Origin of the sequence: Pseudomonas pharyngis, assembly GCF_021602345.1 — a bacterium.
GTDB classification, from domain to species: Bacteria; Pseudomonadota; Gammaproteobacteria; order Pseudomonadales; family Pseudomonadaceae; genus Aquipseudomonas; species Aquipseudomonas pharyngis.
In genome coordinates, this window is sequence record NZ_BQID01000003.1 from 272,932 (window position 1) to 295,909 (window position 22,978).

Here is a 22,978-nt window from a genome sequence, read left to right on the forward strand (position 1 = left end):
CGGACCATGCAAACTCGTGACGACATTTTCAACACCCTGCGCGATGCCCTGGTCGAGCTGTTCGAACTGGACCCGGCCCGCGTGAGCCTGGAATCCAACCTGTATCAGGATCTGGAAATCGACAGCATCGACGCCGTCGACCTGATCGATCACATCAAGCGCCAGACCGGCAAGAAAATCGCCGCCGAGGAATTCAAGTCGGTGCGCACCGTCAGCGACGTGGTCGAGGCGGTCTACCGTCTGGTTCAACCGGCCGCATGAGCCGACTGATCGGCCTCGGCCTGCTGCTGGCAGGCCTGCTGTATCCCTTTGCGGTGTATTTCGGCATGGAGCATTTCGCGCCATGGCAGTTCGGCCTGCTGCTGGGCGGCCTGTGGCTGGCCCGGGCGCTGACCGGCGAACGCAAGCCCGGCAGCCTGTGGATGGCCTTCGTGGCGATCGTGTTCTGCCTGCTGCTGGCAGTGTTCGACAGCCCTTTGCTGTTGCGCTGGTACCCGGTGCTGATCAGCGGCTTCATGCTGGTGCTGTTCAGCCTGAGCCTGAAATACGGCCCGCCGATGGTCGAGCGTCTGGCGCGCCTGCGTGAACCGCAACTGCCGCCCAAGGCGATTCGTTACACCCGCCAGGTCACCGTGGCCTGGAGCGTGTTTTTCTTTTGCAACGGTTTGTGCGCCGCCCTGCTGACACTGTGGGCGCCGCTGAACTGGTGGATGTTGTACACCGGCCTGATCTCCTACGGATTGATCGGCCTGATGTTTGCCATTGAATGGCTGATACGACAACGGGTAAGAGGTCGCCCATGAATTGGATAAAACTTGAGCTGCTGTTGCTCAAGGCCCTGCCGGCGCGTGCTGTAACAAGCGCACCGGCACTCGATCACGCACAACTGCGCGAACAGGCCCTGGGACTGGCCGCCGGTCTGCAAGCCAAGGGCGTGCAGCGTCTGGCCGTGCATCTTGAAGATGCCGCCGACCTGGCTATCGCCCTGCTCGGTGCCTGGCGCGCCGGGGTCAGCGTATTGCTGCCTTCGGATCTGCAAGCGCAAACCCGCCAGCGCTGGTCGAACGACGTCGATCTGTGGCTGACCGACCATGCCGGTGACGCTCGCCTGAGCGATCTGCAGCAACCGGCATTGCCCGCTGCCGAACTGGACCTCGACCAGTGCCGCCTGAGCCTGTGCACCTCCGGCTCCAGCGGCGAGCCCAAGCGCATCGACAAATCCCTGCAGCAACTGGCCAACGAAGTCGAAGCCCTTGAGCAACTCTGGGGCGCCGATCTCGGTGAGGCCTGCATTCTTGGCAGCGTCGCCACCCAGCACATTTACGGTTTGCTGTTCCGCGTGCTGTGGCCGCTGTGCGCCGGGCGTCCGTTCCTGCGCAAGCAACTGGCCTTCCCGGAAGACCTGCAACGCGCCAGCCGCGAGCACCCGGCCTTCGCCTGGGTCGCCAGCCCGGCGCTGCTCAAACGTATGGGCGACAACCTCGACTGGCCGGCCCTGAGCGCCGTGCGCCGGGTGTTTTCTTCCGGTGGCGCACTGCCGGCAGACGCCGCGCAAAGCCTCTATCAGCGCCTGGGACAATGGCCGACAGAAATCCTCGGCAGCTCGGAAACCGGCGGCATCGCCTGGCGTCAGGGCGAATCGTTGTGGCAGCCGTTTGCCGGCGTCGAGTTGAGCCAGGACAGCGACGGCGGCTTGCTGATCGCTTCGCCTTATCTGCCCGCCGGGCATGTCGAACACACCGCCGATGCGGCACGCATTCAGGCCGATGGCCGCTTTGAATTGCTCGGACGGCTCGACCGGATCGTCAAACTCGAAGAAAAACGCATATCCCTGCCGATGCTTGAACAGGCGCTGGTGGCTCACGACTGGGTCGCCGAAGCGCGTCTGGGCGTGGTACAGGAAAACCGCGCGTCCCTCGGCGCTCTGCTGGTGCTCAGCGAATCGGGCCTGTTTGCCCTGCGCGAACACGGTCGGCGCAGTCTGACCGAAACCCTGCGCCGTCATCTCGGCGACCACTGCGAAGCCCTGGCCCTGCCCCGCCGCTGGCGCCTGCTGCGACAGTTGCCGCTGAACTCGCAGGGCAAGTTGCCTCAGGCCGACGTCGAAGCCCTGCTGCTGGCGCCACGGCCAAAAGCGCCGGAGATTCTGGAGCAGGCCGAAACCGAGGGCGAATGGAACCTGCAATTGAGCGTTCCGCCGGATCTGGCTTATTTCAGCGGCCACTTCCCCAAGGCCCCGGTGCTGCCCGGCGTGGTACAGGTCGAATGGGCACTGAACCTGGGTCGGCAACTGCTGAACCTGCCCGGCGCGTTCGCCGGCATGGAAGTGCTGAAGTTCCAGCAACTGGTGCGCCCCGGCGATGAAGTCCAGTTGCACCTGCGCTTCGATCCGGAACGCGGCAAGTTGTATTTCGCCTACCGCAACGCAACCGCCACCTGTTCCAGCGGGCGGATTCTGTTGGGGGCTGGCGATGCATAACCCTTGCGCCGTGATCCCGGTCTACAACCACGAAACCGCCATCGGCACGGTGGTCGACGCCCTGCTCGCCGAGGATCTGCCGTGCATCCTGGTGGACGATGCCAGCAGCAAATCCTGCGCGGCGGTGCTGGACGCACTGGCCGAGCGCGAGCGGGTTCATCTGGTGCGCCTCACCGCCAACCAGGGCAAGGGCGGCGCGGTGATGACCGGTCTGCGTGAAGCGGCGCGGCTGGGTTTCAGCCATGCCTTGCAGGTCGACGCCGACGGTCAGCATGACCTGCAGGATGTCGCGCGGTTCATCGAAGAATCCCGCGCTCACCCCAAGTCACTGGTCTGTGGTTATCCGCTGTACGACGCCAGCGTGCCCAAGGGCCGTTTGTATGCGCGTTATCTGACCCACGTGATGGTGTGGATCAACACCTTGTCGCTGCAGATTCGCGATTCGATGTGCGGCTTCCGGGTGTATCCGCTGGAACCGACGCTGGGCGTGATCGATTCGGCGCGGATCGGCAAGCGCATGGATTTCGACTCGGACATTCTGGTGCGCCTGGCCTGGCGCAATCAGCCGATGCGCTGGTTGCAGACCAGCGTGCATTACCCGCTGGACGGCGTGTCGCACTTTCGCCTGTTCCACGACAACGTGCTGATCTCGAGCATGCACACGCGCCTGTTCTTTGGCATGTTGCTGCGCTTGCCCGTGATCCTCTGGCGACGGTGGCGCGCATGACCGTCGAGACCGACAAGAAGCACTGGGCCGACCGCGAAGAGCGCGGCAGTTTCCTGCTGATGAAATTCACCGCGTTCGCCGCCAAAGTCCTTGGCCGACGCCTGCTGAGCCCGTTGCTGTACGGCATCGTCCTGTACTTTTTCCTGTTCGGTCGCACCGCCCGGCGCAGTGCCTGGCAGTATCAGCAGCGCCTCGCCGACTGGAGCGGTCGCCACGAATTGCGCCCGACCCGGTGGCGGGTGTTCCGCCAGTTCATGGCCTTCGCCGACTCGCTGCTCGACAAGCTCGACGTGTGGAACGGCAAGCTGAAGATCGAGCAGATCGAAATCATCGACCCGGCGCTGTTGCGCAATCAGTTGCGCGGCTGTCGCGGGCAACTGCTGGTGGGCGCGCATCTGGGCAACCTCGAGGTGTGCCGGGCGCTGGCGGAGCTGGGCGAAAAGGTCACCATGAACGTGCTGGTGCACACCAAGCACGCCGAGCAATTCAATCGCCTGCTGGGCGAGGCCGGCGCGACCAACCTGCGGCTGATCCAGGTCAGCGAACTGGACCCGGTGATCATGCTGCAACTGCACGAACGCCTGGAGCGCGGCGAGTGGCTGGCGATTGCCGGCGACCGCGTGCCGCTGCATGGCGGGCGCAGCGTGACCGTGGACTTTCTCGGCCACCCGGCGCCGTTCCCGCAAGGGCCGTGGCTGCTGGCCGGCCTGCTGAAATGCCCGGTCAACCTGCTGATGTGCTTGAAACAGCCCGACGGCCACTATCGACTGACCCTCGAACCCTTCGCCGACGCCGTGGTGTGGTCACGCCGCGAGCGCGAACAGGTCATTCATCAGTGGGCGACCCGCTATGCGCAACGCCTGAGTCACTATTGCCTCGAAGCACCGTGCCAATGGTTCAACTTTTACCCATTCTGGAAAACCGATGACAACGCCAACTCCTGAGCCGGTCACCTTCGGCGAACGCCCTTTGCGCATCGAAGACGTGTTGGCCCTGGCCAACCGTCAGGCGCCCGTGCAGTTGCAGAGCGACGCGCCTTATCGCGAACGCATCGCCAAGGGCGCGCGGTTCCTCGACTCGCTGCTGGACAAGGAAGGCGTGATCTACGGCGTGACCACCGGTTACGGCGATTCCTGCGTGGTCGCGGTGCCGCTGCATCACGTCGAGGCGCTGCCGCGTCATCTCTACACCTTCCATGGTTGCGGGCTGGGCAAACTGCTCGACGCCCAGGCCACCCGCGCGGTGCTGGCGGCGCGTTTGCAGTCGCTGTGCCACGGCGTGTCCGGGGTGCGCATCGAGTTGCTGGAGCGCCTGCATGCCTTCCTTGAACACGATATTTTGCCGCTGATCCCCGAAGAGGGTTCGGTGGGCGCCAGCGGCGATCTGACGCCGTTGTCCTACGTCGCCGCGACGCTGTCCGGCGAGCGTGAAGTGATGTTCCGTGGCGAACGCCGCCAGGCTGCCGATGTGCATCGCGAACTGGGCTGGACACCATTGGTGCTGCGTCCGAAAGAAGCGCTGGCGCTGATGAACGGCACCGCCGTAATGACCGGCCTCGCCTGCCTGGCCTATGCCCGCGCCGATTACCTGCTGCAACTGGCCACTCGCATCACCGCGCTGAACGTGGTGGCGCTGCAAGGTAATCCGGAGCACTTCGACGAGCGCCTGTTCGCCGCCAAGCCGCATCCGGGGCAAATGCAGGTCGCCGCGTGGCTGCGCAAGGATCTGGCGATCGACGCGCCCACCGCGCCGCTGCACCGTTTGCAGGATCGCTACTCGCTGCGCTGCGCACCGCACGTGCTCGGCGTGCTGGCCGACAGCCTGAACTGGCTGCGCTCGTTCATCGAAACCGAACTTAACAGCGCCAACGACAACCCGATCATCGACGCCGAAGCCGAGCGCGTGCTGCACGGCGGACACTTCTACGGCGGGCATATCGCGTTCGCCATGGACAGCCTGAAAAACCTCGTGGCCAACGTCGCCGACCTGCTCGACCGACAACTCGCGCTGCTGGTGGACGAACGTTACAACCACGGCTTACCGAGCAACCTGTCCGGCGCCAGCGCCGACCGCGCGATGCTCAACCACGGCTTCAAGGCCGTGCAGATCGGCGCCAGCGCCTGGACTGCCGAAGCGTTGAAAAACACCATGCCGGCCAGCGTGTTCTCGCGTTCCACCGAGTGCCACAACCAGGACAAGGTGAGCATGGGCACCATCGCCGCCCGCGACGCCATTCGTGTGCTGGAGCTGACCGAACAGGTCGCCGCCGCCACGTTGCTCGCGGCCAATCAAGGCGTGTGGCTGCGTAGCCGCGATGAAGATGCACGACCACTGCCGCCATCGCTGGCCGCCATGCATGAACAACTGGCCCAGGACTTCCCGCCGGTGATCGAAGACCGCGCCCTGGAAGGCGAACTGCGCCTGTGCCTGCAACGCATCGCCGAGCAACACTGGAGGCTGCATGCGTAGTGCCGGAGTGCTTCACGCCGATACGGAAATCCTCGTGCCGTTCTTTGACGTCGACACCATGCACGTCGTCTGGCACGGCCATTACGTGAAATACCTGGAAGTGGCGCGCTGCGCACTGCTCGACAAGATCGGCCACAACTACAACCAGATGGTCGACTCGGGCTATGCCTGGCCGGTGATCGACCTGCAACTGCGCTATGTGCGCGGCGCGGTGTTCGGTCAGCGGCTGAACGTGCGCGCCAGTCTGGTGGAGTGGGAAAACCGCCTGAAGATTAACTACCTGATCACCGACGCCCAGACAGGCGAACGCCTGACCCGCGCCAGCTCGGTGCAAGTCGCCGTCGAAGTCAGCAGCCGCGAGATGCAACTGGCTTCGCCAAAAGTCTTCACCGATGCCGTGGAAAGGATGCTGCGATGAATGTGTGGTTGAAATCCCTTGGGGCCCTGGCGCTACTGACGCTGTCGTCGCTGGCCAACGCCTTCGACCTGCAACAGTTGAGCGAGCAACTGGCGAAGCCGGACGTGATCCACGGCCAGTTCACCCAGGAAAAACACCTGCGCGCCCTGCCCCAGCCGCTGATCAGCAAGGGCAGCTTCGTGCTGGCGAAAAACCACGGCCTGCTGTGGCTGCTGAAAACCCCGCTGCAACAGGATTACCGGATCAGCGCCAAGGGCATCGCCCGGCGTGATGCCACCGGCTGGCAACTGCTGCCGAACAAGAGCGCCGGGGCCGAGCAGAACCGCTTGTTCCTGGCGGTGCTGCAAGGCGACAGCAGCGGTCTGCAACGGGATTTCGAACTGGCCCTGAGCGGCGATGCACAGAAATGGCAACTGACCCTGACCCCGCGCTCGGTGCTCCTCAAGCAGGTCTTCAACCAGATCAACATCAGCGGCGGCACGTTGGTGAACACCATCGAACTGCTGGAAACCCAGGGCGACAGCACCGTGCTGCGCATGCAGGACAGCACCGCCGGCCAACCTCTGAGCGACGCGGAGCAACATGACTTTGCCGAGTGAACGCAGGCTGCCCTGGCTGTTCCTGATCCTGCTGCTGGCCGTCGTCGCACTCGGCGCCTGGCAGTGGCGCAACGGTGCGCCGCTGTCGGCCAACCTGATGGAACTGGTGCCCGGCACCCACCCGGACGCCCTCGAACTGCGCGCCGAACAACGCATGCAGGAACCGCTCAACCGCGACATGCTGGTGCTGGTCGGCCACGCCGATCGCCAGCAAGCCGTCGCCATGGCCCAGACCCTGGGCGAGCAATGGCAGGCCAGCGGGCTGTTCGAAAAGGTCCAGTGGAACCTGCAAGCCGATCTGCCGGCCCTGCGCACGCAACTGCTGCAAGGACGGCTGGCGATGCTCTCGGCGGATGACCGACAACTGCTGATCGAACATTCCGGCGCCTTTATCCAGCAACGGGTACAGGCGCTGTTCGACCCGTTCACCGGGTTCAGTCTGGTGCCGAGCCAGGACGACTGGCTGGGCCTGACCGGACGCATCCAGAACAGCCAGCCGCAACATGGCGCGGTGCAACTGGACATCGGCAGCGGCGCGTTGATCGCCGACGCCGATGGCAAGAGCTGGGTGCTGCTGCGCGCACGCACCACCGGCAGCGCCTTCGACATGAATCAACCGCTGCAAGTCGCCGCCCTGTTGCAACACAGCCGTGAGGAAGCGGCGAGTGCCGACGTGCAACTGCTGGCCGCCAGCGGCCTGCTGTACGCCGCCAACGGTCAGCAGCAGGCGACCCGGGAAATGACCTGGGTCGGCGGCGGCGCCACCATCGGCATCCTGTTGCTGTTGCTGCTCGCCTTCCGCCGCTGGCGGGTGCTGCTGGCATTCATTCCGGTGCTGGTGGGCATGCTGTTCGGTGCAGTGGCTTGTGTGGCGCTGTTCGGGCACATGCACGTGATGACGCTTGTACTTGGTTCCAGCCTGATCGGCGTGGCAGTGGATTACCCGCTGCACTATCTGTCCAAGAGCTGGAGCCTCAAGCCCTGGCACAGCTGGCCGGCGTTGCGCCTGACCCTGTCCGGCCTGACATTGAGCCTGATCACTAGCGCCATCGGTTACCTGGCGCTGGCCTGGACGCCCTTCCCGGCCCTGACCCAAATCGCCGTGTTCTCCGCCGCCGGTTTGCTCGGCGCCTACCTGTCGGCGGTGTGCCTGTTGCCGGCGCTGCTGAAAAACGTCGAACTGCGCCCGGCGCAATGGCCGCTGCAACTGGCCGAGCGTCTGGTGCGACTGCGGGAAAACCTGCTCGACCACGTCAGAACGCCGGTCTTGCTGGCCCTGCTGATCGCCTTCTGCGTCGGCGGCCTGCTGCAACTGGAGAGCAGGAACGACATCCGCCAGTGGGTCGGTGCGCCGCAACGCCTGACCGATGAGGCGCAGACCATCGCGCGGATTACCGGCTATCAGCCGACCAGCCAGTTCTTCCTGGTGCGCGCCGCCGATCAGCAGCAATTGCTGGAACGGCAAGCGGCCCTGAGCGAGCGGCTGGATCAACTGGTCAACCTCGACAAGTTGCAGGGTTATCTGGCGCTCAATCAACTGGTCAGCCCGCCGGCTCAGCAGCAACAGGTGCGGGAAGCGCTGAGCAAGTTGCCGCAATTCTGGCAGCCGTTGCTGGAGGTCGGCGTACCGCTGGCGGCGCTGCAAACCGAACTGCAACAGTTGCAGGCCCTGCCCGCCGAGGACATCGATGCGGCGCTGGCCGGCCCGCTCGGCGAGCCCTACCGCACGCTGTGGCTGGGGCCGACCGAGGACGGCGTGGCGGCGATGGTCAGCCTGCAAGGCCTGAACAATCCGTCGCTGCTGCGGGTGCAGGCGCTGGATCTGCCGGGAGTGATGCTGGTGGATCGGCTCGGCGATCTGAACAAGGTGTTCGCCCAGACCCAGATCAGCGCCGCGGAACTGAAACTCGCGTCCTGCGTGTTGATCGTGCTGGTGCTGATGCTGCCGTTCGGTCTCGGTGGCGCTCTGCGAATCGTTGCTCTACCGCTGCTCGCTGCGTTGTGCAGCCTGGCCAGCCTGGGCTGGCTCGGTCAGCCGCTGACCCTGTTCAGCCTGTTCGGCCTGTTGCTGGTGACGGCGATCAGCGTCGACTACGCGATCCTCATGCGCGAACAGGTCGGCGGCGCGGCCGTCAGCCTGCTCGGCACTTTGCTCGCAGCCGCCACTACCTGGCTGTCGTTCGGCCTGCTGGCGGTGTCGAGCACCCCGGCGGTGAGTAACTTCGGCCTGTCGGTGAGCCTCGGCCTGGCGTTCAGCTTCATGCTCGCGCCGTGGGCCGGGCGTCAGACCCATGCGGTTTCCGTCACGGAGCCTGCAGCATGATGGTGGTGATTTTCTGGCTGATGGCCCTGGCGCTGTTCTTCGTCGCCACCCGGGTCGGCCGGCATTTCGGGCTGATCCCGATCGTCAGTCAATTGCTGCTGGCCAGCTTCGGCCTGCCGCTGCTGATGTACTTCTGGATCGAACCGGGCTGGCAACTCAACGGCGCCGCACTGATCGCACCGGGCTGGTTGAAAAATCTCTACAGCCTGAGCTTCGCCCTGTTGCTGGGGCACATCCTCAGCGACGTGATCGACCTGCGCCTGGACCGTCAGAGCGTGAAGATCGCCCTGCCGAGTTTCGCCGTACCGTTCGCCTGCGGCCTGGCGACGACGTACTGGCTGCTGCCGACACAACCGTGGATCAACTCGCTGGCCATCGGTCTGGTGTTCGCCATCACCGCGATCCCGGTGTTGTACCTGTACCTGCGCCACATCGACTACCCGCCCGCCGCCACGCGGCGCCTTGTGCAGACCGCGATCCTGATCGACCTGACCTGCTGGACGCTGTTCGGCCTCGCTCAGGGCAGCCTGCACCTGAGCAGTCTGTTGCTGCCGCTGGGGCTGGCCTGCGTACCCGTGCTGCTTCGGGTGTTCGGCATCCGCCGGCCATTGACCTACAGCCTCGGCTTTTTTGCGCTGCTGGTGCTGGCCGAACACTACAAACTCAACGCGCTGATTTTTGGCATCGGCTATCTGCTGTGCATGGCCGCGCTCAAGGTGCCACTGGTGTTGCCGATCCCGGCGCACTGGATGAACCGCTTGCAGACGTGGGTCGCGATTCCGCTGATCCTCACTTTCGGCATCGTCCAGATCGACGTGCACAGCGCCCTCGCCAGCCTCGGCGCCGTGCAATGGGCGGCGCTGCTGCTGTTGCCGATCGCCAGCAAAATCCTGGGCAACTGGCTCGGTCTCGGCTGGGCCGGCGCGTCGTTCGCAGGCGCCAGCCGCTGGCGCGAGAGCGTGCTGCTGAACATTCGCGGCTTGAGCGAAATCGTCTTTCTCAACCTGCTGTTGCAACAACAACTCATCAGCCCGGCGCTGTACTTTGCGCTGATGCTGATGGGTCTGATCGCGACGCTGTTGCCGGCCTTCATCGGCCTGCACCGGGCGTCACTGAACCCTATTGCCGTACCCAGGAGCTCACGTGCCAATCGTTGAAATGGAATCCCGTCAGGTCGTGATCATCGGCGCCGGCCCCTCCGGCGCCATCGCCGCCGCATTGCTCAAGCGCAAGGGGCACGACGTGCTGGTGATCGAGCGTCAGCATTTCCCGAGGTTCTCCATCGGTGAAAGCCTGCTCTGCCATTGCCTGGATTTCGTCGAAGAGGCCGGCATGCTTGAGGCGGTGAATGCCGCCGGTTTCCAACGCAAGAACGGTGCGGCGTTCGCCTGGGGCGAGCGCTACAGCGCCTTCGATTTTGGCGACACCTTCACCGCCGGCAAGCCCACGACCCTGCAGGTGCAACGCGCCGACTTCGACAAGTTGCTGGCCGATCAGGCGGCATTGCAGGGCGCGGAAATCCGCTATGGCGACGCGATTGTCAGCGTCGATTTCGAACGTCCGCGACCGCAGTTGAATGTGCGCCGCGAAGACGCCAGCGAGTACCGCGTCGAAGCCGATTTTGTCCTCGATGCCAGCGGCTACGGCCGCGTGCTGTCGCGCCTGCTCGACCTGGAAGCGCCGTCGAACTTCCCGGTTCGCCAGGCCGTCTTCACTCACGTTGAAGACCACATTGATTACCCCGGCTTCGACCGTGAAAAAATCCTCATCACCACCCACCCGCAGCACCGCGACATCTGGTTCTGGTCGATCCCGTTCAGCAACGGTCGCTGCTCGGTAGGCGTGGTGGCTGCCGCTGAACATTTCGCAGGGCGCGATACCGACCTCGACGCCTGCCTGCGCGGATTCATCGCCGAAACCCCGAGCCTGGCCAAAGTGCTGAACAACGCCGTGTGGGATACCCCGGCGCGCACGCTCGGCGGCTATGCGGCCAACGTCAAAACCCTGCACGGCCCGGGCTTTGCGCTGCTGGGCAACGCGGCGGAATTTCTCGACCCGGTGTTCTCCTCGGGCGTGACCATTGCCATGCGTTCGGCGAGCATGGCCGCCGCTGTGCTGCATCGACAGTTGGAGGGCGAAACGGTGGACTGGCAACGGGAATTCGCCGAGCCGCTGAAACGCGGGGTCGACACGTTCCGCTGCTACGTCGAAGGCTGGTACGCCGGCACCTTTCAGGACGTGATTTTCCACGAGCAAGGCTCCCCGGAAATCCGCCGCATGATCTGCTCGATCCTCGCCGGTTACGCCTGGGACGAACGCAACCCGTTCGTCAGTGAAGCGCGCCGTCGGCTGAAGACGATCTCCGAACTCTGTGCAAGGGACGACACATGAATTACCTGAGCGACAACTACGTCGAGGAAACCCGCTTCGGCTTCTGGTTCCTGCGCAGCCACACCTGGCAGCACCATGTGTTGCGCGTGGCGATCAACGATCTGCGCGGGCTGTTCAGCGAATCGTTGCCAGACAATCCGGTGCTGCTGGATGCCGGCTGCGGTCAGGGCAAGTCGTTCGGCCACCTGCGCCAGACCTTCACGCCGCAGCGCCTGATCGGCGTCGATGCCGACCCGCACAGCCTTGAACTGAGCGCCGCCGAGGCCGCGCGTCTGGGCTTCGACGTCGAGCTGATCGGCAGCGACTGCGCGACGCTCAATGTGCCGGACGCCAGCGTCGACCTGCTGTTCTGTCACCAGACCTTCCATCATCTGGTGGAGCAGGAAAAAGCCCTCGCCGAGTTCTATCGGGTGCTCAAGCCGGGTGGTTATCTGCTGTTCGCCGAGTCCACCGAGGCTTACATTGATACGTGGGTGATTCGCTGGCTGTTCCGGCATCCGATGCATGTGCAAAAGAGCGCGGCGCAGTACCTGGAGATGATTCGCCAGCAGGGTTTCGAGTTTGCCGAACAGAACGTTTCGTACCCGTATCTGTGGTGGAGCCGGTCGAAGGATTTCGGTCTGCTCGAGCGTTTTGGTCTGCGCCAGCCCAAGCCCTTTGGCCAGCGGGAAGAAACCCTGGTCAACGTGGTGGCCCGCAAACCCTTGAACGAGGCTGTCTGATGTTGCGTATTCTGCTGCTCGCCTGCGTCCTGCTGCTCGGTGCCTGCGCCAGTCAGGCGCCGCTGCCGGCCGGCAACCCGAGCCTGCCGCTGCCGATGCAATTGCATATCGAACGTCACCTGGCCGGGCAACAGCAAGACTGGTTGCTGGTGATCCAGCGCGAAGGCCCCGGCATCCGCTGGTCGATGATGGATCCGCTGGGCATTCCCCAGGCCCGTCAGCAGTTGATCGACGGGCACTGGCAGGCCGACGGCCTGCTGCCGCCCAACCCGGAAGCACGGGAGCTGTTCGCCGCGCTGCTGTTCGCCCTGACCCCGGCGGGCGAGCTATCGCGCAACTACCCCGAGGCGCAGCAACAGGGCGGCCAACGTTCCCTGCCGGCGCGCTGGGACATCCGTTACACCCAACCCTTGAGCTTCGAATTGAACCTGCCACAAGGCCCGCACTATCGCGTAACGCCACTCGGTGAACCGACGTCATGACCGCCTACCTCAATGCCCTCGGCGTGATCTGCGCCCTGGGGCGCGACAAGCCAGCCGTGGCACGCAACCTGTTTGCCGGCGACTGTTCAGGCATGCGCCGCGAGTCCGGCTGGGTGCGGGAGCGCGAGCTGCCGGTGGCCGCCGTACACGGCGATCTGGCGCCCATTCCCGAGGCGCTGGTCGACCAGCGCAGCCGCAACAATCAACTGTTGCTGGAAGCGGCGTTGCAGATTCGCGATGACATCGAGCAGGCGATCCAGACTTACGGCCGCGAGCGCATCGGCGTGGTGCTCGGCACCAGCACTTCGGGCATCGACGAAGCCAGCCGAGGCCTTGCGCACTACATTCGCGACCAACAGTTCCCGGCCGATTACGACTACCGGCAACAGGAACTCGGCGCCCCGGCGAATTTCCTCGCCGACTGGCTGCAACTGAGCGGCCCGACCTATGTGATTTCCACTGCCTGCACCTCCAGCGCACGCGCGCTGATGAGCGCCCGACGCCTGCTCGATCTGGGCCTGTGCGACGCGGTGCTGTGCGGCGGTGTCGACAGCCTGTGCAAACTGACCCTCAACGGTTTCAGTGCGCTGGAAGCGGTGTCGGACGAGCGCTGCAATCCGTTTTCCGCCAACCGCAACGGCATCAACATCGGCGAAGCGGCAGTGCTGTTCGTGATGAGCAAACAGCGCGGTGCTGGGCCGGGCATCGCCCTGCTCGGCGCCGGCGCCAGCTCCGACGCGTACCACATTTCCGCACCGGAACCGACCGGCCGTGGCGCCCTGCAATCGATGCAGAAGGCGCTCGACCAAGCCCATCTGCAAGCCGGCGACATCAGTTACCTGAACCTGCACGGCACCGCGACCCAGCACAACGACGCGATGGAAAGTCTGGCCGTCGCCACCCTGTTTCCCGAAGGCGTGCCGTGTTCCTCGACCAAACCGATGACCGGCCACACCCTCGGCGCCGCCGGCGCACTGGAAGCGGCGTTCTGCTGGTTGAGCCTGACTGCCGACAACCCCGACCACGCCTTGCCGCCGCACGTCTGGGATGGCCAGGCCGATCCCGACCTGCCAGCGCTGAAGTGGGTGACCGCAAGCGAACGCCTGGCGTCCATTGCACCCCGCTACCTGATGAGCAACTCGTTTGCCTTCGGTGGCAATAACGTCAGCCTGATTATCGGAGACGCCCCATGAGCCACTGGCCGCTCGCCGAACTGCTGCCCCACGCTGGCGACATGATCCTGATCGACCGGATCCTGAGCTTTGACGACGAACAGATTCACACCACCCTCACCGTCCGGCCCGGCGGCCTGTTCAGCCTGCCCGATGGCAGCCTGCCGGCCTGGGTCGGCGTCGAGCTGATGGCGCAAAGCGTCGCCGCGTTCGCCGGCTGCCATGCGCGGCAGAAAGGCAACCCGGTGGAGCTGGGCTTTCTGCTCGGCACACGCAAGTTCGAATGCAATGTCGCAGCCTTTCCGGTTGGCAGCGAACTGACCATCCATGGCTTGCGCTCGCTGGAAGACGACAACGGCATGGGCGTATTCGAATGCCATATCAACGCGCCCGGCATCGAGGCCAGCGCCCGGCTGAACGTGTTCCGCCCGCCCCAGGCAGCGGACTATCTGGAACAATCCAAGGAGTCGAACGATGACTGAATCAATACTGGTCACCGGCTCCAGCCGTGGCATCGGCCGCGCCATCGCCCTGCGTCTGGCTCAGGCCGGGCATGACATCGTCGTGCATTGCCGCAGTGGTCTGAGCGACGCGCAGGCGGTGCAGGCTGAAATCCAGGCCCTGGGCCGCCAAGCGCGCATCCTGCAATTCGACGTGGCGGATCGCGAAACCTGCAAAGTCATCCTCGAAGCCGACGTTGAAGCCCACGGCGCCTACTACGGCGTGGTGCTCAATGCCGGCCTGACCCGCGACGGCGCCTTTCCGGCCCTGAGCGACGATGACTGGGACGTGGTGCTGCGCACCAACCTCGACGGTTTCTACAACGTCCTGCACCCGGTGATGATGCCGATGATCCGCCGCCGCGCCGCTGGTCGCATCGTGTGCATTACCTCGGTGTCGGGGCTGATCGGCAACCGTGGTCAGGTCAATTACAGCGCCTCGAAGGCCGGCGTGATCGGCGCCGCGAAAGCCTTGGCGATCGAACTGGCCAAGCGCAAGATCACGGTCAACTGCGTTGCGCCGGGCCTGATCGATACGGCGATGCTCGATGAAAACGTGCCGGTGGAAGAGCTGATGAAAATGATCCCCGCACAACGCATGGGCACGCCTGAAGAGGTGGCCGGTGCGGTGAATTTCCTGATGTCGGCGGAAGCGTCGTACATCACCCGCCAGGTGCTGGCGGTCAATGGAGGCTTGTGCTGATGAAGCGCGTCGTCGTCACCGGCATGGCCGGCATTACCTCGCTGGGCAGCGACTGGGACACCATCGCCGGCAATTTCGCCGCCAACCGCAGCGGCATTCGCCGGATGGACGAGTGGGATCGCTTCAGCGAGCTCAATACCCGCCTGGCCGGGCCCATCGATGATTTCCAGGTGCCGGCGCACTGGACCCGCAAACAGCTGCGCAGCATGGGCCGTGTTTCACGGCTGGCCGTCGGCGCGGCGGAAAAAGCGCTGGCCGATGCCGGTCTGCTCGGCGACGAGTCGATCAAGGACGGGCGCATGGGCGTGGCCTGTGGTTCTTCCACCGGCAGCACCGACGAGATCAAGGCGTTCGGCAACATGCTGCTCAACTCGGTGGCCGAAGGTCTCAACGCCAACTCCTACGTGCGGATGATGCCGCACACCACGGCGGCGAACATCAGCATCTTCTTCGGCCTCACCGGCCGTTTGATCCCGACCTCCAGCGCCTGCACCAGCGGTAGCCAAGGCATCGGCTACGCCTACGAGGCGATCAAGTTCGGACGCCTGCCGCTGATGCTCGCCGGCGGCGCCGAAGAGCTGTGCCCAACCGAAGCCATGGTGTTCGACGCGCTGTACGCCACCAGCCTGAAAAACGATGCACCGCACACCTCGCCACGCCCGTACGACAAGGGCCGCGACGGTCTGGTGATCGGTGAGGGCGGCGGCATGCTGGTACTTGAAGAACTGGAACATGCCCTGGCGCGCGGTGCGCACATTCACGCCGAGATCGTCGGTTTCGGCAGCAACGCCGACGGCCAGCACACCACCCGCCCCGAACAGATCACCATGCGCCGGGCAATGGAACTGGCGCTGGAAGATGCAGGCCTTGCGCCGGACGCCATCGGCTACGTCAACGGCCACGGCACCGCCACCGAACAGGGCGATGTCGCTGAAACCCTGGCCACCAGTGCCCTGTTCGGCGAGCGCATGCCGATCAGTTCGCAAAAGAGCTTCCTGGGCCACACCCTCGGCGCCTGCGGGGCGCTGGAATCGTGGTTCAGCATCGAGATGCTCAACCGCGACCTGTACGTGCACACGCTCAACCTCGACGAGGTCGATCCGCACTGCGGCAAGCTCGACTACCTGCGCGGCGAGTTCCGGCAGATGAGCCACGAATACGTGATGAACAACAACTTCGCTTTCGGCGGGGTCAACACCTCGCTGATCTTCCGTCGCTGGCCCCAACCGAATTAATCCAGGTCAAGGAGACCTTCATGCACTTCAAGAAACTCGCTGCCACCCTGCTCATCTGCGCCTTGCCGGCCGTCAGTCAGGCCCGTGACACGGCGGTCTATCTGCCGTTCGACAAGGCCGTCGCCGAAGCGACCCGCACCGGCAAGATCGACGGCAGCGTGAAGTTCTATCTGGCGGGCAACGCCCCGGCCGGCAAAGTTACCGTCGTCAGCCCCGGCGCCGTGACCAACAAGAAGACCAACGCCTTCAACAAGACCGACCAGGAAGCCTGCGAGTGGGTCGTGCAATCGGCGATCATCAGCCTGCACCAGGCCGCAAAAAACGCCGGCGCCAACGCCGTGACCAACATCGTCAGCTTCTACAAGAGCAACGAGCGCAAGGATGCGAAAACCTACGAATGCCACGCGGGCGCCATCATGGCGGGCGTAGCGTTGAAGGGCGATCTGGCGACAGTTCAGTAACGGCCGGAACGACGAAGGGCGCCTTTCGGCGCCCTTTTCAATTCAGATCATGTGCTGGCATGCAACTTCAGCCCCAGCGCTTTCATGACTTTGAGGATCGTTCCAAACTCGGGATTTACCTCGCCTGACAGTGCGCGATAAAGACTTTCCCTTGATAGCCCCGCATCCCGCGCGACCTGGGTCATGCCACGCGCCCGAGCAATTGTGCCAAGTGCCTTGGCAATAAAAGCCGGGTCATCCCCCGCCTCTTCCATGCAGGCATCCAGATAGTTGGCCATGTCCTCTTCTGTCTTGAGGTACTCGGCTGAGTCCCAACGAGTGAATTGTTCGGTCATGGGTTTTGCTCCTGCCAGGATTCCGCGATGAGCCTGGCTTGCTTGATGTCTCGAGATTGACTGCTCTTGTCTCCACCACAAAGGAGGATGACCAGCTGACGACCTTGCTGCATGAAATAGACCCGATATCCCGGGCCATAGTCAATTCGGGCTTCGCTGATCCCTTCGCCAATGGCTTTGACATCACCGAAGTTTCCCTCAGCCATACGATCAATTCGCACCTGAATACGCATCCTGGCGCGACTATCAGCCAGCTTCACAAGCCAGCTCGAGAATGTGGAGCTTCGAAGTATCTCAGTCATGGTTGCAAGTGTAGCCGTTGAGCTACACGCACTCTACATGGACTTCTCTCTGTCCGATATACGGCGTCTACACTCGTCATACCCATGATTTGCTGCGCGTTACGTCAATGAGACGACCATGCAAGCGAAAGCCCTGATCGCTGCCGCCCTTTTCAGCCTGCTCCCCAGCGCCAGCCACGCCACCAATCTGATGTACATGCCGTTCGAAACAGTCGTGTCGGATGCGATGCGCGCCGGGCGGCTGGATGGCAGTGTGAAGTTTTATCTGGTCGGCAACGGGCCTCAGGGCACTCAGCGGTTGTTGCGGCGCGGGGTGGTCAGCGATCTGAAGACCAACGGCTTCAACAAGAGCGATCACGACTCCTGCGAGTGGGTGTTGCAGTCGAATCTGATTGCGCTGCAGGCCGAGGCCAAGCGTGTCGGGGCGAATGCGGTGACCAATATCGTCAGCTATTACGACCAGCATGTGCGCAAGGATCTGAACACTTACGAATGTCGGGCCGGCATCTTTGTCACACGAGTGGCGTTGAAGGGTGATCTGGTGCGGCTGCCCTGATCAACCGGCTTCGACCTTGCGCGTGAGCAGTTCGACAAATGCCTTGGCCATCGGTGATTTCTGATCCTTGCGCTGCACCAGCCACACCGCCGTCACGGCCTCGGGATCGAGCAGCGGTCGATAGACCACGCCGTCGATGCGCATCCGCTGATACGACGCCGGCATCACTGACACGCCCAAACCGGCTGCCACCAGACCGATGATGGTCATGGCTTCGCCGGCCTCCTGGGCGAAGTGCGGGCTGAACCCCGCATCGCGGGCCAGGCTTATCAACTGCGAATACAGGCCACTACCGTAGCTGCGCGGGAAGAACACGAACGGTTCGAGGGCCAGCGCCGAGAGGAACAGCCCCTCTTCGGAGCCCTGCGCCAGCGGATGTTTGGAGCTGAGCACCGCCACCAAGGGCTCGCGCATCAGTTCGACCACGCTGAGCGAATCCGGCAAACCCAGCGGGCGCATGATGCCGACCTCGATCGATTCGTCCACCAACGCGTCGGCCACCATGGTGCTGCTCATCTCGCGCAGGTTCAGGTGCACAGCCGGGAAGCGCTGACGGAAGGAAAAAATCGCCTGGGGAATGGTCGAGTTGAAAGGCGCCGACGAGGTGAAGCCGATCTTCAACTCCCCTAGTTCACCGAGTTGCGCCCGGCGGGCCACGTCCGCCGCTTTATCGACTTGGGCGAGCACCAGCCGCGCTTCCTCCAGAAACAGTCGCCCGGCCTCGCTGAGCTCGACCCGACGATTGGTACGCTCGAACAGTCGCGCGCCGACTTCCTGTTCCAGCGCCTGAATCTGCTGGCTCAGCGGTGGCTGGGAGATGCCCAGCACCTGTGCGGCGCGGCCGAAGTGCAGTTCTTCGGCGACGGCGATGAAGTAGCGCAGATGACGCAATTCCATGAACACCCCATTAGGTCGTAAAAGCTATCAAACATGTCGAACAATATATTGGATAGAAACATTAGCCAGCTATATGATTTTTTCATTGCCTGCCTGCCCGCGCCCTCCGAGGTCTGATGTGAAAACCGCCGTCGCTCCACTGGCCCATGAAGTTCCGCCCGCTGCGGCGGACGATGTACTGACCGAACTGCAAGAGATCTACATCGAGAAAGGCACGCCCGCGTTCATGCGCACGGTACTCGCGCTGTTCAGCGGCGGCTTCGCCACCTTCGCCCTGCTGTACTGCGTGCAGCCGATGATGCCGCTGCTGTCCCACGAATATTCGATCAACGCCGCGCAGAGCAGCCTGATCCTGTCGGTGGCCACCGGCATGCTGGCGTTCGGTCTGCTGATCACCGGCCCGATTTCCGATCGGGTCGGGCGCAAACCGGTGATGGTCGCCGCACTGTTCGCCGCGGCGCTGTGCACCATCGCCAGTTCGATGATGCCGAGCTGGCACGGCGTGCTGATCATGCGTGCGTTGATCGGGCTGTCATTGAGCGGCCTGGCGGCGGTGGCAATGACTTACCTCAGCGAGGAAATCCATCCCCAGCACATCGGTCTGGCGATGGGTTTGTATATCGGTGGCAACGCGATTGGCGGGATGAGCGGGCGGTTGATCACCGGCGTGCTGATCGACTTCGTCAGCTGGCACACGGCGATGATGGTGATCGGCGGCCTGGCGTTGATCGCCGCAGCAGTGTTCTGGAAGATCCTGCCGGAGTCGCACAACTTCCGCTCCCGCTCGCTGCACCCGCGCAGCCTGCTCGACGGCTTCACCATGCACTTTCGCGATGCCGGCCTGCCGCTGCTGTTCCTCGAAGCGTTCGTGCTGATGGGCGCATTCGTCACCCTGTTCAACTACATCGGTTACCGCCTGCTGGCGGAGCCGTACCACATGGATCAGGTTTTCGTGGGGCTGCTGTCGGTGGTGTACCTGTCGGGTATCTACAGCTCGGCAAAAATCGGTTCGCTGGCCGACAAACTGGGCCGCCGCAAAGTGCTCTGGGCGACCATCGCCCTGATGTTCGCCGGCCTCGCCCTGACGATGTTCACACCGCTGCCGCTGGTGATCGTCGGCATGCTGATCTTCACCTTCGGCTTCTTCGCCGCCCACTCGGTGGCCAGCAGCTGGATCGGCCGCCGGGCGCTCAAGGCCAAGGGCCAGGCGTCGTCGTTGTACCTGTTCAGCTATTACGCCGGCTCGAGCATCGCCGGGACGGCAGGCGGTGTGTTCTGGCACCTGGCCGGGTGGAACGGGATTGGCCTGTTTATCGGCGCGCTGTTGCTGGTGGCACTGTTGGTGGCGTTGAAGCTGGCGAAGTTGCCGCCGCTGGGTGGCGTCAAAGCCTGATTCACGCCCACAAAAAAACGCCCGGCATTAGCCGGGCGTTTTTGTTTTCTACCCTTAGCGCTGAGCGCCGATTACTCGTGATACTGCGCCGACAACTCGTGCACCGCACGCAGGAACGCGCCAGCGTGCTCCGGATCGACTTCCGGCGTGATGCCGTGGCCGAGGTTGAACACGTGGCCGCTGCCCTTGCCGTAGCTGGCAAGGATGCGCCCGACTTCGGTGCGGATCGCTTCCGGCTTGGCGTAGAGCACGGTCGGGTCCATGTTGCCTTGCAGCGCGACCTTGTCACCGACGCGGGCGCGGGCGTTGCCGATGTCGCAGGTCCAGTCCAGGCCCAGTGCGTCAGCGCCGGCCTCGGCGATGCTTTCCAGCCACAGGCCGCCGTTCTTGGTGAAGAGGATCACCGGCACTTTGCGACCGTCGTGCTCGCGGATCAGGCCGCTGACGATTTTCTTCATGTAGGCCAGGGAGAATTCCTGATACGCCGCCGCCGACAGGTTGCCGCCCCAGGTATCGAAGATCTGCACCGCTTGCGCACCGGCCTGGATCTGGCCGTTCAGGTACGAAGTCACCGATTGCGCCAGCTTGTCCAGCAGCAGGTGCATGGCTTGCGGGTTGTCGTAGAGCATCGCCTTGGTCTTGCGGAAGTCTTTCGACGAACCGCCTTCGACCATGTACGTGGCGAGGGTCCACGGGCTGCCGGAGAAACCGATCAGCGGTACACGGCCGTTCAGTTCGCGGCGGATGGTGCTGACCGCGTCCATCACGTAACCGAGGTCTTTGTGCGGATCGGGGATCGGCAGGGCTTCGATGTCGGCCAGGGTGCTGACGACTTTCTTGAAGCGCGGACCTTCACCGGTCTCGAAGTACAGGCCCTGGCCCATGGCATCGGGAATGGTGAGGATGTCGGAGAACAGGATCGCCGCGTCCAGTTGCGGATAGCGGTCGAGGGGTTGCAGCGTGACTTCGCAGGCGAATTCCGGATTCATGCACAGGCTCATGAAATCACCGGCCTGGGCGCGACTGGCGCGGTATTCCGGCAGGTAGCGGCCGGCCTGGCGCATCATCCACACAGGGGTGACGTCTACGGGTTGCTTGAGCAGGGCGCGGAGGAAACGGTCGTTCTTCAGGGCAGTCATGTCGGCATCCGGAAAAAAAGTGCGGGCATTTTCTCAGAGCGCGACGCAAAAGGCACGGATGCAGGTCAGCCTTTTGTCTATCGGGTCAATTTGTCGCGCTGAATTGCAGGCTTTGCAACACCACAAAACACTGTGGGAGCTGACTTGCCAGCGATGCAGACACCTCGGTTGACCAGTTAGACCGAGGTGATGCTATCGCTGGCGAGCCAGCTCCCACAGGTATTGCGGTGCAGTTTCGAACCGGGTTTAGACGCCCAGGTAATCCAGGATCCCTTCAGCCGCATTGCGGCCTTCGAAGATCGCCGTCACCACCAGGTCGGAACCGCGCACCATGTCGCCACCGGCGAAGATTTTCGGGTTGCTGGTCTGGTGCTTGTACTGACCTTGCTCGGGCGCGACGACGCGGCCCTGGCTGTCGGTCTGGATCTCGAACTGCTCGAACCACGGCGCCGGACTTGGACGGAAACCGAAAGCGATGACCACAGCGTCGGCCGGGATGATCTCTTCGGAGCCCGGGATCGGCTCGGGGCTGCGACGGCCACGGGCGTCCGGCTCGCCGAGACGGGTCTCGACCACTTTCACGCCTTCGACCTTGTCTTCGCCAACGATAGCGATCGGCTGACGGTTGTAGAGGAATTTCACGCCTTCTTCCTTGGCGTTTTTCACCTCTTTGCGCGAGCCGGGCATGTTTGCTTCGTCACGACGATAGGCGCAGGTCACCGATTTGGCGCCCTGGCGGATCGACGTGCGGTTGCAGTCCATCGCCGTGTCGCCGCCGCCCAGCACCACGACCTTCTTGCCTTTCATGTCGACGAAATCTTCCGGCGACTTTTCAAAGCCCAGGTTGCGGTTGACGTTGGCGATCAGGAAATCCAGCGCGTCATAGACGCCCGGCAGGTCCTCACCGGCAAAACCGCCCTTCATGTAGGTGTAGGTGCCCATGCCCATGAACACGGCATCGTATTCGGCGAGCAGTTGCTCCATGGTCACGTCCTTGCCGACCTCGGTGTTGAGGCGGAATTCGATGCCCATGCCGGTGAAGACTTCGCGGCGATTGCTCAGCACGGTCTTCTCGAGCTTGAACTCGGGGATGCCGAAGGTCAGCAGACCGCCGATTTCCGGGTTCTTGTCGAACACCACCGGGGTCACGCCGCCGCGCACCAGCACGTCGGCACAACCGAGGCCCGCCGGGCCCGCGCCGATGATCGCGACACGCTTGCCGGTCGGCTTGACCTTGGACATGTCCGGGCGCCAGCCCATGGCGAACGCGGTGTCGGTGATGTACTTCTCGACCGAACCGATGGTCACCGCGCCAAAACCGTCGTTAAGGGTGCAGGCACCCTCGCACAGACGGTCCTGCGGGCACACCCGGCCGCAGACTTCCGGCAGGGTGTTGGTCTGGTGCGACAGCTCGGCGGCCTGGAGGATGTTGCCCTCGGCCACCAGCTTCAGCCAGTTCGGAATGAAGTTGTGCACCGGGCACTTCCATTCGCAATACGGGTTGCCGCAACCCAGGCAACGGTGGGCCTGGTCGGCCGACTGCTGGGGTTTGAACGGTTCGTAGATTTCCACGAACTCTTTCTTGCGTTGACGCAACAGTTTCTTCTTCGGATCCTTGCGCCCGACATCGATGAACTGGAAGTCGTTATTCAGACGTTCAGCCATTGTTAAAACC

General features: G+C 63.6%; 25 protein-coding genes. 20 read left to right on the forward strand and 5 right to left on the reverse strand.

Translation table 11 applies throughout. From position 1 onward, the window contains the following. Positions 1-6: 6 nt before the first annotated feature. The 18 genes from L6D74_RS08095 to L6D74_RS08180 are packed head-to-tail and all read left to right on the forward strand — an operon-like array spanning position 7 to position 16,681. Complete coding sequence (locus L6D74_RS08095) at positions 7-261, forward strand: acyl carrier protein (protein ID WP_007947135.1); 255 nt, start codon at positions 7-9, stop codon at positions 259-261. Beyond that, complete coding sequence (locus L6D74_RS08100) at positions 258-803, forward strand: COG4648 family protein (protein ID WP_011332105.1); 546 nt, start codon at positions 258-260, stop codon at positions 801-803. Before L6D74_RS08095 ends, L6D74_RS08100 begins: the two co-directional genes overlap by 4 nt. Next, on the forward strand, positions 800-2,479 hold the full coding sequence (locus L6D74_RS08105; protein WP_236188645.1) for an acyl-CoA synthetase family protein: 1,680 nt from the start codon (positions 800-802) through the stop codon (positions 2,477-2,479). The genes L6D74_RS08100 and L6D74_RS08105 overlap by 4 nt, the downstream gene beginning before the upstream one ends. Further along, positions 2,472-3,206 carry a glycosyltransferase family 2 protein gene (locus L6D74_RS08110; protein ID WP_236188646.1) on the forward strand — a complete coding sequence of 245 codons (735 nt, stop codon included), beginning with the start codon at positions 2,472-2,474 and terminating at the stop codon, positions 3,204-3,206. The genes L6D74_RS08105 and L6D74_RS08110 overlap by 8 nt, the downstream gene beginning before the upstream one ends. Beyond that, positions 3,203-4,150 (forward strand): LpxL/LpxP family acyltransferase, encoded by a 948-nt coding sequence (locus tag L6D74_RS08115; RefSeq protein WP_085648033.1) that lies wholly within the window; start codon positions 3,203-3,205, stop codon positions 4,148-4,150. Before L6D74_RS08110 ends, L6D74_RS08115 begins: the two co-directional genes overlap by 4 nt. Then, a complete protein-coding gene (locus tag L6D74_RS08120; protein WP_236188647.1) occupies positions 4,131-5,675 on the forward strand; it encodes an HAL/PAL/TAL family ammonia-lyase in 1,545 nt (514 codons plus the stop codon). The genes L6D74_RS08115 and L6D74_RS08120 overlap by 20 nt, the downstream gene beginning before the upstream one ends. After that, positions 5,668-6,093, forward strand: a complete 426-nt coding sequence (locus tag L6D74_RS08125) for an acyl-CoA thioesterase (RefSeq protein WP_085648031.1) — start codon at positions 5,668-5,670, stop codon at positions 6,091-6,093. The genes L6D74_RS08120 and L6D74_RS08125 overlap by 8 nt, the downstream gene beginning before the upstream one ends. Then, positions 6,090-6,692, forward strand: coding sequence for an outer membrane lipoprotein carrier protein LolA (locus L6D74_RS08130; protein WP_221398543.1), 603 nt, complete (start codon positions 6,090-6,092; stop codon positions 6,690-6,692). The genes L6D74_RS08125 and L6D74_RS08130 overlap by 4 nt, the downstream gene beginning before the upstream one ends. Continuing rightward, positions 6,676-9,015 carry an MMPL family transporter gene (locus L6D74_RS08135; RefSeq protein ID WP_236188649.1) on the forward strand — a complete coding sequence of 780 codons (2,340 nt, stop codon included), beginning with the start codon at positions 6,676-6,678 and terminating at the stop codon, positions 9,013-9,015. The genes L6D74_RS08130 and L6D74_RS08135 overlap by 17 nt, the downstream gene beginning before the upstream one ends. Continuing rightward, positions 9,012-10,172: a cation:proton antiporter gene (locus L6D74_RS08140; protein WP_236188650.1), complete on the forward strand. Its 1,161-nt coding sequence runs from the start codon at positions 9,012-9,014 to the stop codon at positions 10,170-10,172. Before L6D74_RS08135 ends, L6D74_RS08140 begins: the two co-directional genes overlap by 4 nt. Continuing rightward, positions 10,159-11,406, forward strand: coding sequence for an NAD(P)/FAD-dependent oxidoreductase (locus tag L6D74_RS08145; RefSeq protein WP_236188656.1), 1,248 nt, complete (start codon positions 10,159-10,161; stop codon positions 11,404-11,406). The genes L6D74_RS08140 and L6D74_RS08145 overlap by 14 nt, the downstream gene beginning before the upstream one ends. Next, on the forward strand, positions 11,403-12,128 hold the full coding sequence (locus L6D74_RS08150) for a class I SAM-dependent methyltransferase (RefSeq protein WP_236188657.1): 726 nt from the start codon (positions 11,403-11,405) through the stop codon (positions 12,126-12,128). Before L6D74_RS08145 ends, L6D74_RS08150 begins: the two co-directional genes overlap by 4 nt. Beyond that, positions 12,128-12,610, forward strand: a complete 483-nt coding sequence (locus L6D74_RS08155) for a hypothetical protein (protein ID WP_064592925.1) — start codon at positions 12,128-12,130, stop codon at positions 12,608-12,610. The genes L6D74_RS08150 and L6D74_RS08155 overlap by 1 nt, the downstream gene beginning before the upstream one ends. Next, positions 12,607-13,803, forward strand: coding sequence for a beta-ketoacyl-[acyl-carrier-protein] synthase family protein (locus L6D74_RS08160; RefSeq protein ID WP_236188658.1), 1,197 nt, complete (start codon positions 12,607-12,609; stop codon positions 13,801-13,803). The genes L6D74_RS08155 and L6D74_RS08160 overlap by 4 nt, the downstream gene beginning before the upstream one ends. Continuing rightward, on the forward strand, positions 13,800-14,264 hold the full coding sequence (locus L6D74_RS08165) for a hotdog family protein (protein WP_085746429.1): 465 nt from the start codon (positions 13,800-13,802) through the stop codon (positions 14,262-14,264). The genes L6D74_RS08160 and L6D74_RS08165 overlap by 4 nt, the downstream gene beginning before the upstream one ends. Continuing rightward, positions 14,257-14,985, forward strand: a complete 729-nt coding sequence (fabG, locus tag L6D74_RS08170; RefSeq protein ID WP_236188659.1) for a 3-oxoacyl-ACP reductase FabG — start codon at positions 14,257-14,259, stop codon at positions 14,983-14,985. Before L6D74_RS08165 ends, fabG begins: the two co-directional genes overlap by 8 nt. Continuing rightward, entirely contained in the window at positions 14,985-16,220 is a 1,236-nt protein-coding gene (locus L6D74_RS08175; RefSeq protein WP_085648022.1) for a beta-ketoacyl-ACP synthase, read from the forward strand. Before fabG ends, L6D74_RS08175 begins: the two co-directional genes overlap by 1 nt. Positions 16,221-16,240: 20 nt before the next feature. After that, positions 16,241-16,681, forward strand: a complete 441-nt coding sequence (locus tag L6D74_RS08180; RefSeq protein WP_085648021.1) for an excinuclease — start codon at positions 16,241-16,243, stop codon at positions 16,679-16,681. Positions 16,682-16,728: 47 nt separating this feature from the next. On the opposite strand, the gene L6D74_RS08185 is transcribed toward L6D74_RS08180, so the two are convergent. Then, complete coding sequence (locus L6D74_RS08185; protein ID WP_011332089.1) at positions 16,729-17,016, reverse strand: addiction module antidote protein; 288 nt, start codon at positions 17,014-17,016, stop codon at positions 16,729-16,731. Further along, positions 17,013-17,318, reverse strand: coding sequence for a type II toxin-antitoxin system RelE/ParE family toxin (locus L6D74_RS08190; RefSeq protein WP_039766452.1), 306 nt, complete (start codon positions 17,316-17,318; stop codon positions 17,013-17,015). The genes L6D74_RS08185 and L6D74_RS08190 overlap by 4 nt, the downstream gene beginning before the upstream one ends. Positions 17,319-17,436: 118 nt before the next feature. Between L6D74_RS08190 and L6D74_RS08195 the strand changes: the two genes are divergently transcribed. Next, positions 17,437-17,874 (forward strand): excinuclease, encoded by a 438-nt coding sequence (locus tag L6D74_RS08195; protein ID WP_074689573.1) that lies wholly within the window; start codon positions 17,437-17,439, stop codon positions 17,872-17,874. Here the strand turns inward: L6D74_RS08195 and L6D74_RS08200 are convergent, their stop codons facing one another. After that, positions 17,875-18,771, reverse strand: coding sequence for a LysR family transcriptional regulator (locus L6D74_RS08200; RefSeq protein ID WP_039766450.1), 897 nt, complete (start codon positions 18,769-18,771; stop codon positions 17,875-17,877). It abuts the gene before it with no gap. A 118-nt stretch (positions 18,772-18,889) separates the two neighbouring features. Here L6D74_RS08200 and L6D74_RS08205 point away from each other — a divergent pair, with 118 nt between their 5' ends. After that, positions 18,890-20,164 carry an MFS transporter gene (locus L6D74_RS08205; protein ID WP_236188660.1) on the forward strand — a complete coding sequence of 425 codons (1,275 nt, stop codon included), beginning with the start codon at positions 18,890-18,892 and terminating at the stop codon, positions 20,162-20,164. 71 nt (positions 20,165-20,235) lie between these two features. Here L6D74_RS08205 and hemE read toward each other — a convergent pair whose 3' ends face one another. Together hemE and L6D74_RS08215 are read right to left on the reverse strand one after the other, a co-directional pair. After that, positions 20,236-21,303, reverse strand: a complete 1,068-nt coding sequence (gene hemE, locus L6D74_RS08210) for a uroporphyrinogen decarboxylase (RefSeq protein ID WP_007968321.1) — start codon at positions 21,301-21,303, stop codon at positions 20,236-20,238. A gap of 246 nt (positions 21,304-21,549) precedes the next feature. Further along, positions 21,550-22,968, reverse strand: coding sequence for an FAD-dependent oxidoreductase (locus tag L6D74_RS08215; RefSeq protein WP_007909438.1), 1,419 nt, complete (start codon positions 22,966-22,968; stop codon positions 21,550-21,552). Between the last annotated feature and the right edge of the window lie 10 nt (positions 22,969-22,978).

Bases quoted from the DNA above. Each gene is read 5' to 3' on its own strand.
- L6D74_RS08095 (WP_007947135.1), top strand. From the start codon at position 7: ATGCAAACTCGTGACGACATTTTCAACACCCTGCGCGATGCCCTGGTC.
- L6D74_RS08100 (WP_011332105.1), top strand. From the start codon at position 258: ATGAGCCGACTGATCGGCCTCGGCCTGCTGCTGGCAGGCCTGCTGTAT.
- L6D74_RS08105 (WP_236188645.1), top strand. From the start codon at position 800: ATGAATTGGATAAAACTTGAGCTGCTGTTGCTCAAGGCCCTGCCGGCG.
- L6D74_RS08110 (WP_236188646.1), top strand. From the start codon at position 2,472: ATGCATAACCCTTGCGCCGTGATCCCGGTCTACAACCACGAAACCGCC.
- L6D74_RS08115 (WP_085648033.1), top strand. From the start codon at position 3,203: ATGACCGTCGAGACCGACAAGAAGCACTGGGCCGACCGCGAAGAGCGC.
- L6D74_RS08120 (WP_236188647.1), top strand. From the start codon at position 4,131: ATGACAACGCCAACTCCTGAGCCGGTCACCTTCGGCGAACGCCCTTTG.
- L6D74_RS08125 (WP_085648031.1), top strand. From the start codon at position 5,668: ATGCGTAGTGCCGGAGTGCTTCACGCCGATACGGAAATCCTCGTGCCG.
- L6D74_RS08130 (WP_221398543.1), top strand. From the start codon at position 6,090: ATGAATGTGTGGTTGAAATCCCTTGGGGCCCTGGCGCTACTGACGCTG.
- L6D74_RS08135 (WP_236188649.1), top strand. From the start codon at position 6,676: ATGACTTTGCCGAGTGAACGCAGGCTGCCCTGGCTGTTCCTGATCCTG.
- L6D74_RS08140 (WP_236188650.1), top strand. From the start codon at position 9,012: ATGATGGTGGTGATTTTCTGGCTGATGGCCCTGGCGCTGTTCTTCGTC.
- L6D74_RS08150 (WP_236188657.1), top strand. From the start codon at position 11,403: ATGAATTACCTGAGCGACAACTACGTCGAGGAAACCCGCTTCGGCTTC.
- L6D74_RS08155 (WP_064592925.1), top strand. From the start codon at position 12,128: ATGTTGCGTATTCTGCTGCTCGCCTGCGTCCTGCTGCTCGGTGCCTGC.
- L6D74_RS08160 (WP_236188658.1), top strand. From the start codon at position 12,607: ATGACCGCCTACCTCAATGCCCTCGGCGTGATCTGCGCCCTGGGGCGC.
- L6D74_RS08165 (WP_085746429.1), top strand. From the start codon at position 13,800: ATGAGCCACTGGCCGCTCGCCGAACTGCTGCCCCACGCTGGCGACATG.
- fabG (WP_236188659.1), top strand. From the start codon at position 14,257: ATGACTGAATCAATACTGGTCACCGGCTCCAGCCGTGGCATCGGCCGC.
- L6D74_RS08175 (WP_085648022.1), top strand. From the start codon at position 14,985: ATGAAGCGCGTCGTCGTCACCGGCATGGCCGGCATTACCTCGCTGGGC.
- L6D74_RS08180 (WP_085648021.1), top strand. From the start codon at position 16,241: ATGCACTTCAAGAAACTCGCTGCCACCCTGCTCATCTGCGCCTTGCCG.
- L6D74_RS08185 (WP_011332089.1), bottom strand. From the start codon at position 17,016: ATGACCGAACAATTCACTCGTTGGGACTCAGCCGAGTACCTCAAGACA.
- L6D74_RS08190 (WP_039766452.1), bottom strand. From the start codon at position 17,318: ATGACTGAGATACTTCGAAGCTCCACATTCTCGAGCTGGCTTGTGAAG.
- L6D74_RS08195 (WP_074689573.1), top strand. From the start codon at position 17,437: ATGCAAGCGAAAGCCCTGATCGCTGCCGCCCTTTTCAGCCTGCTCCCC.
- L6D74_RS08200 (WP_039766450.1), bottom strand. From the start codon at position 18,771: ATGGAATTGCGTCATCTGCGCTACTTCATCGCCGTCGCCGAAGAACTG.
- hemE (WP_007968321.1), bottom strand. From the start codon at position 21,303: ATGACTGCCCTGAAGAACGACCGTTTCCTCCGCGCCCTGCTCAAGCAA.
- L6D74_RS08215 (WP_007909438.1), bottom strand. From the start codon at position 22,968: ATGGCTGAACGTCTGAATAACGACTTCCAGTTCATCGATGTCGGGCGC.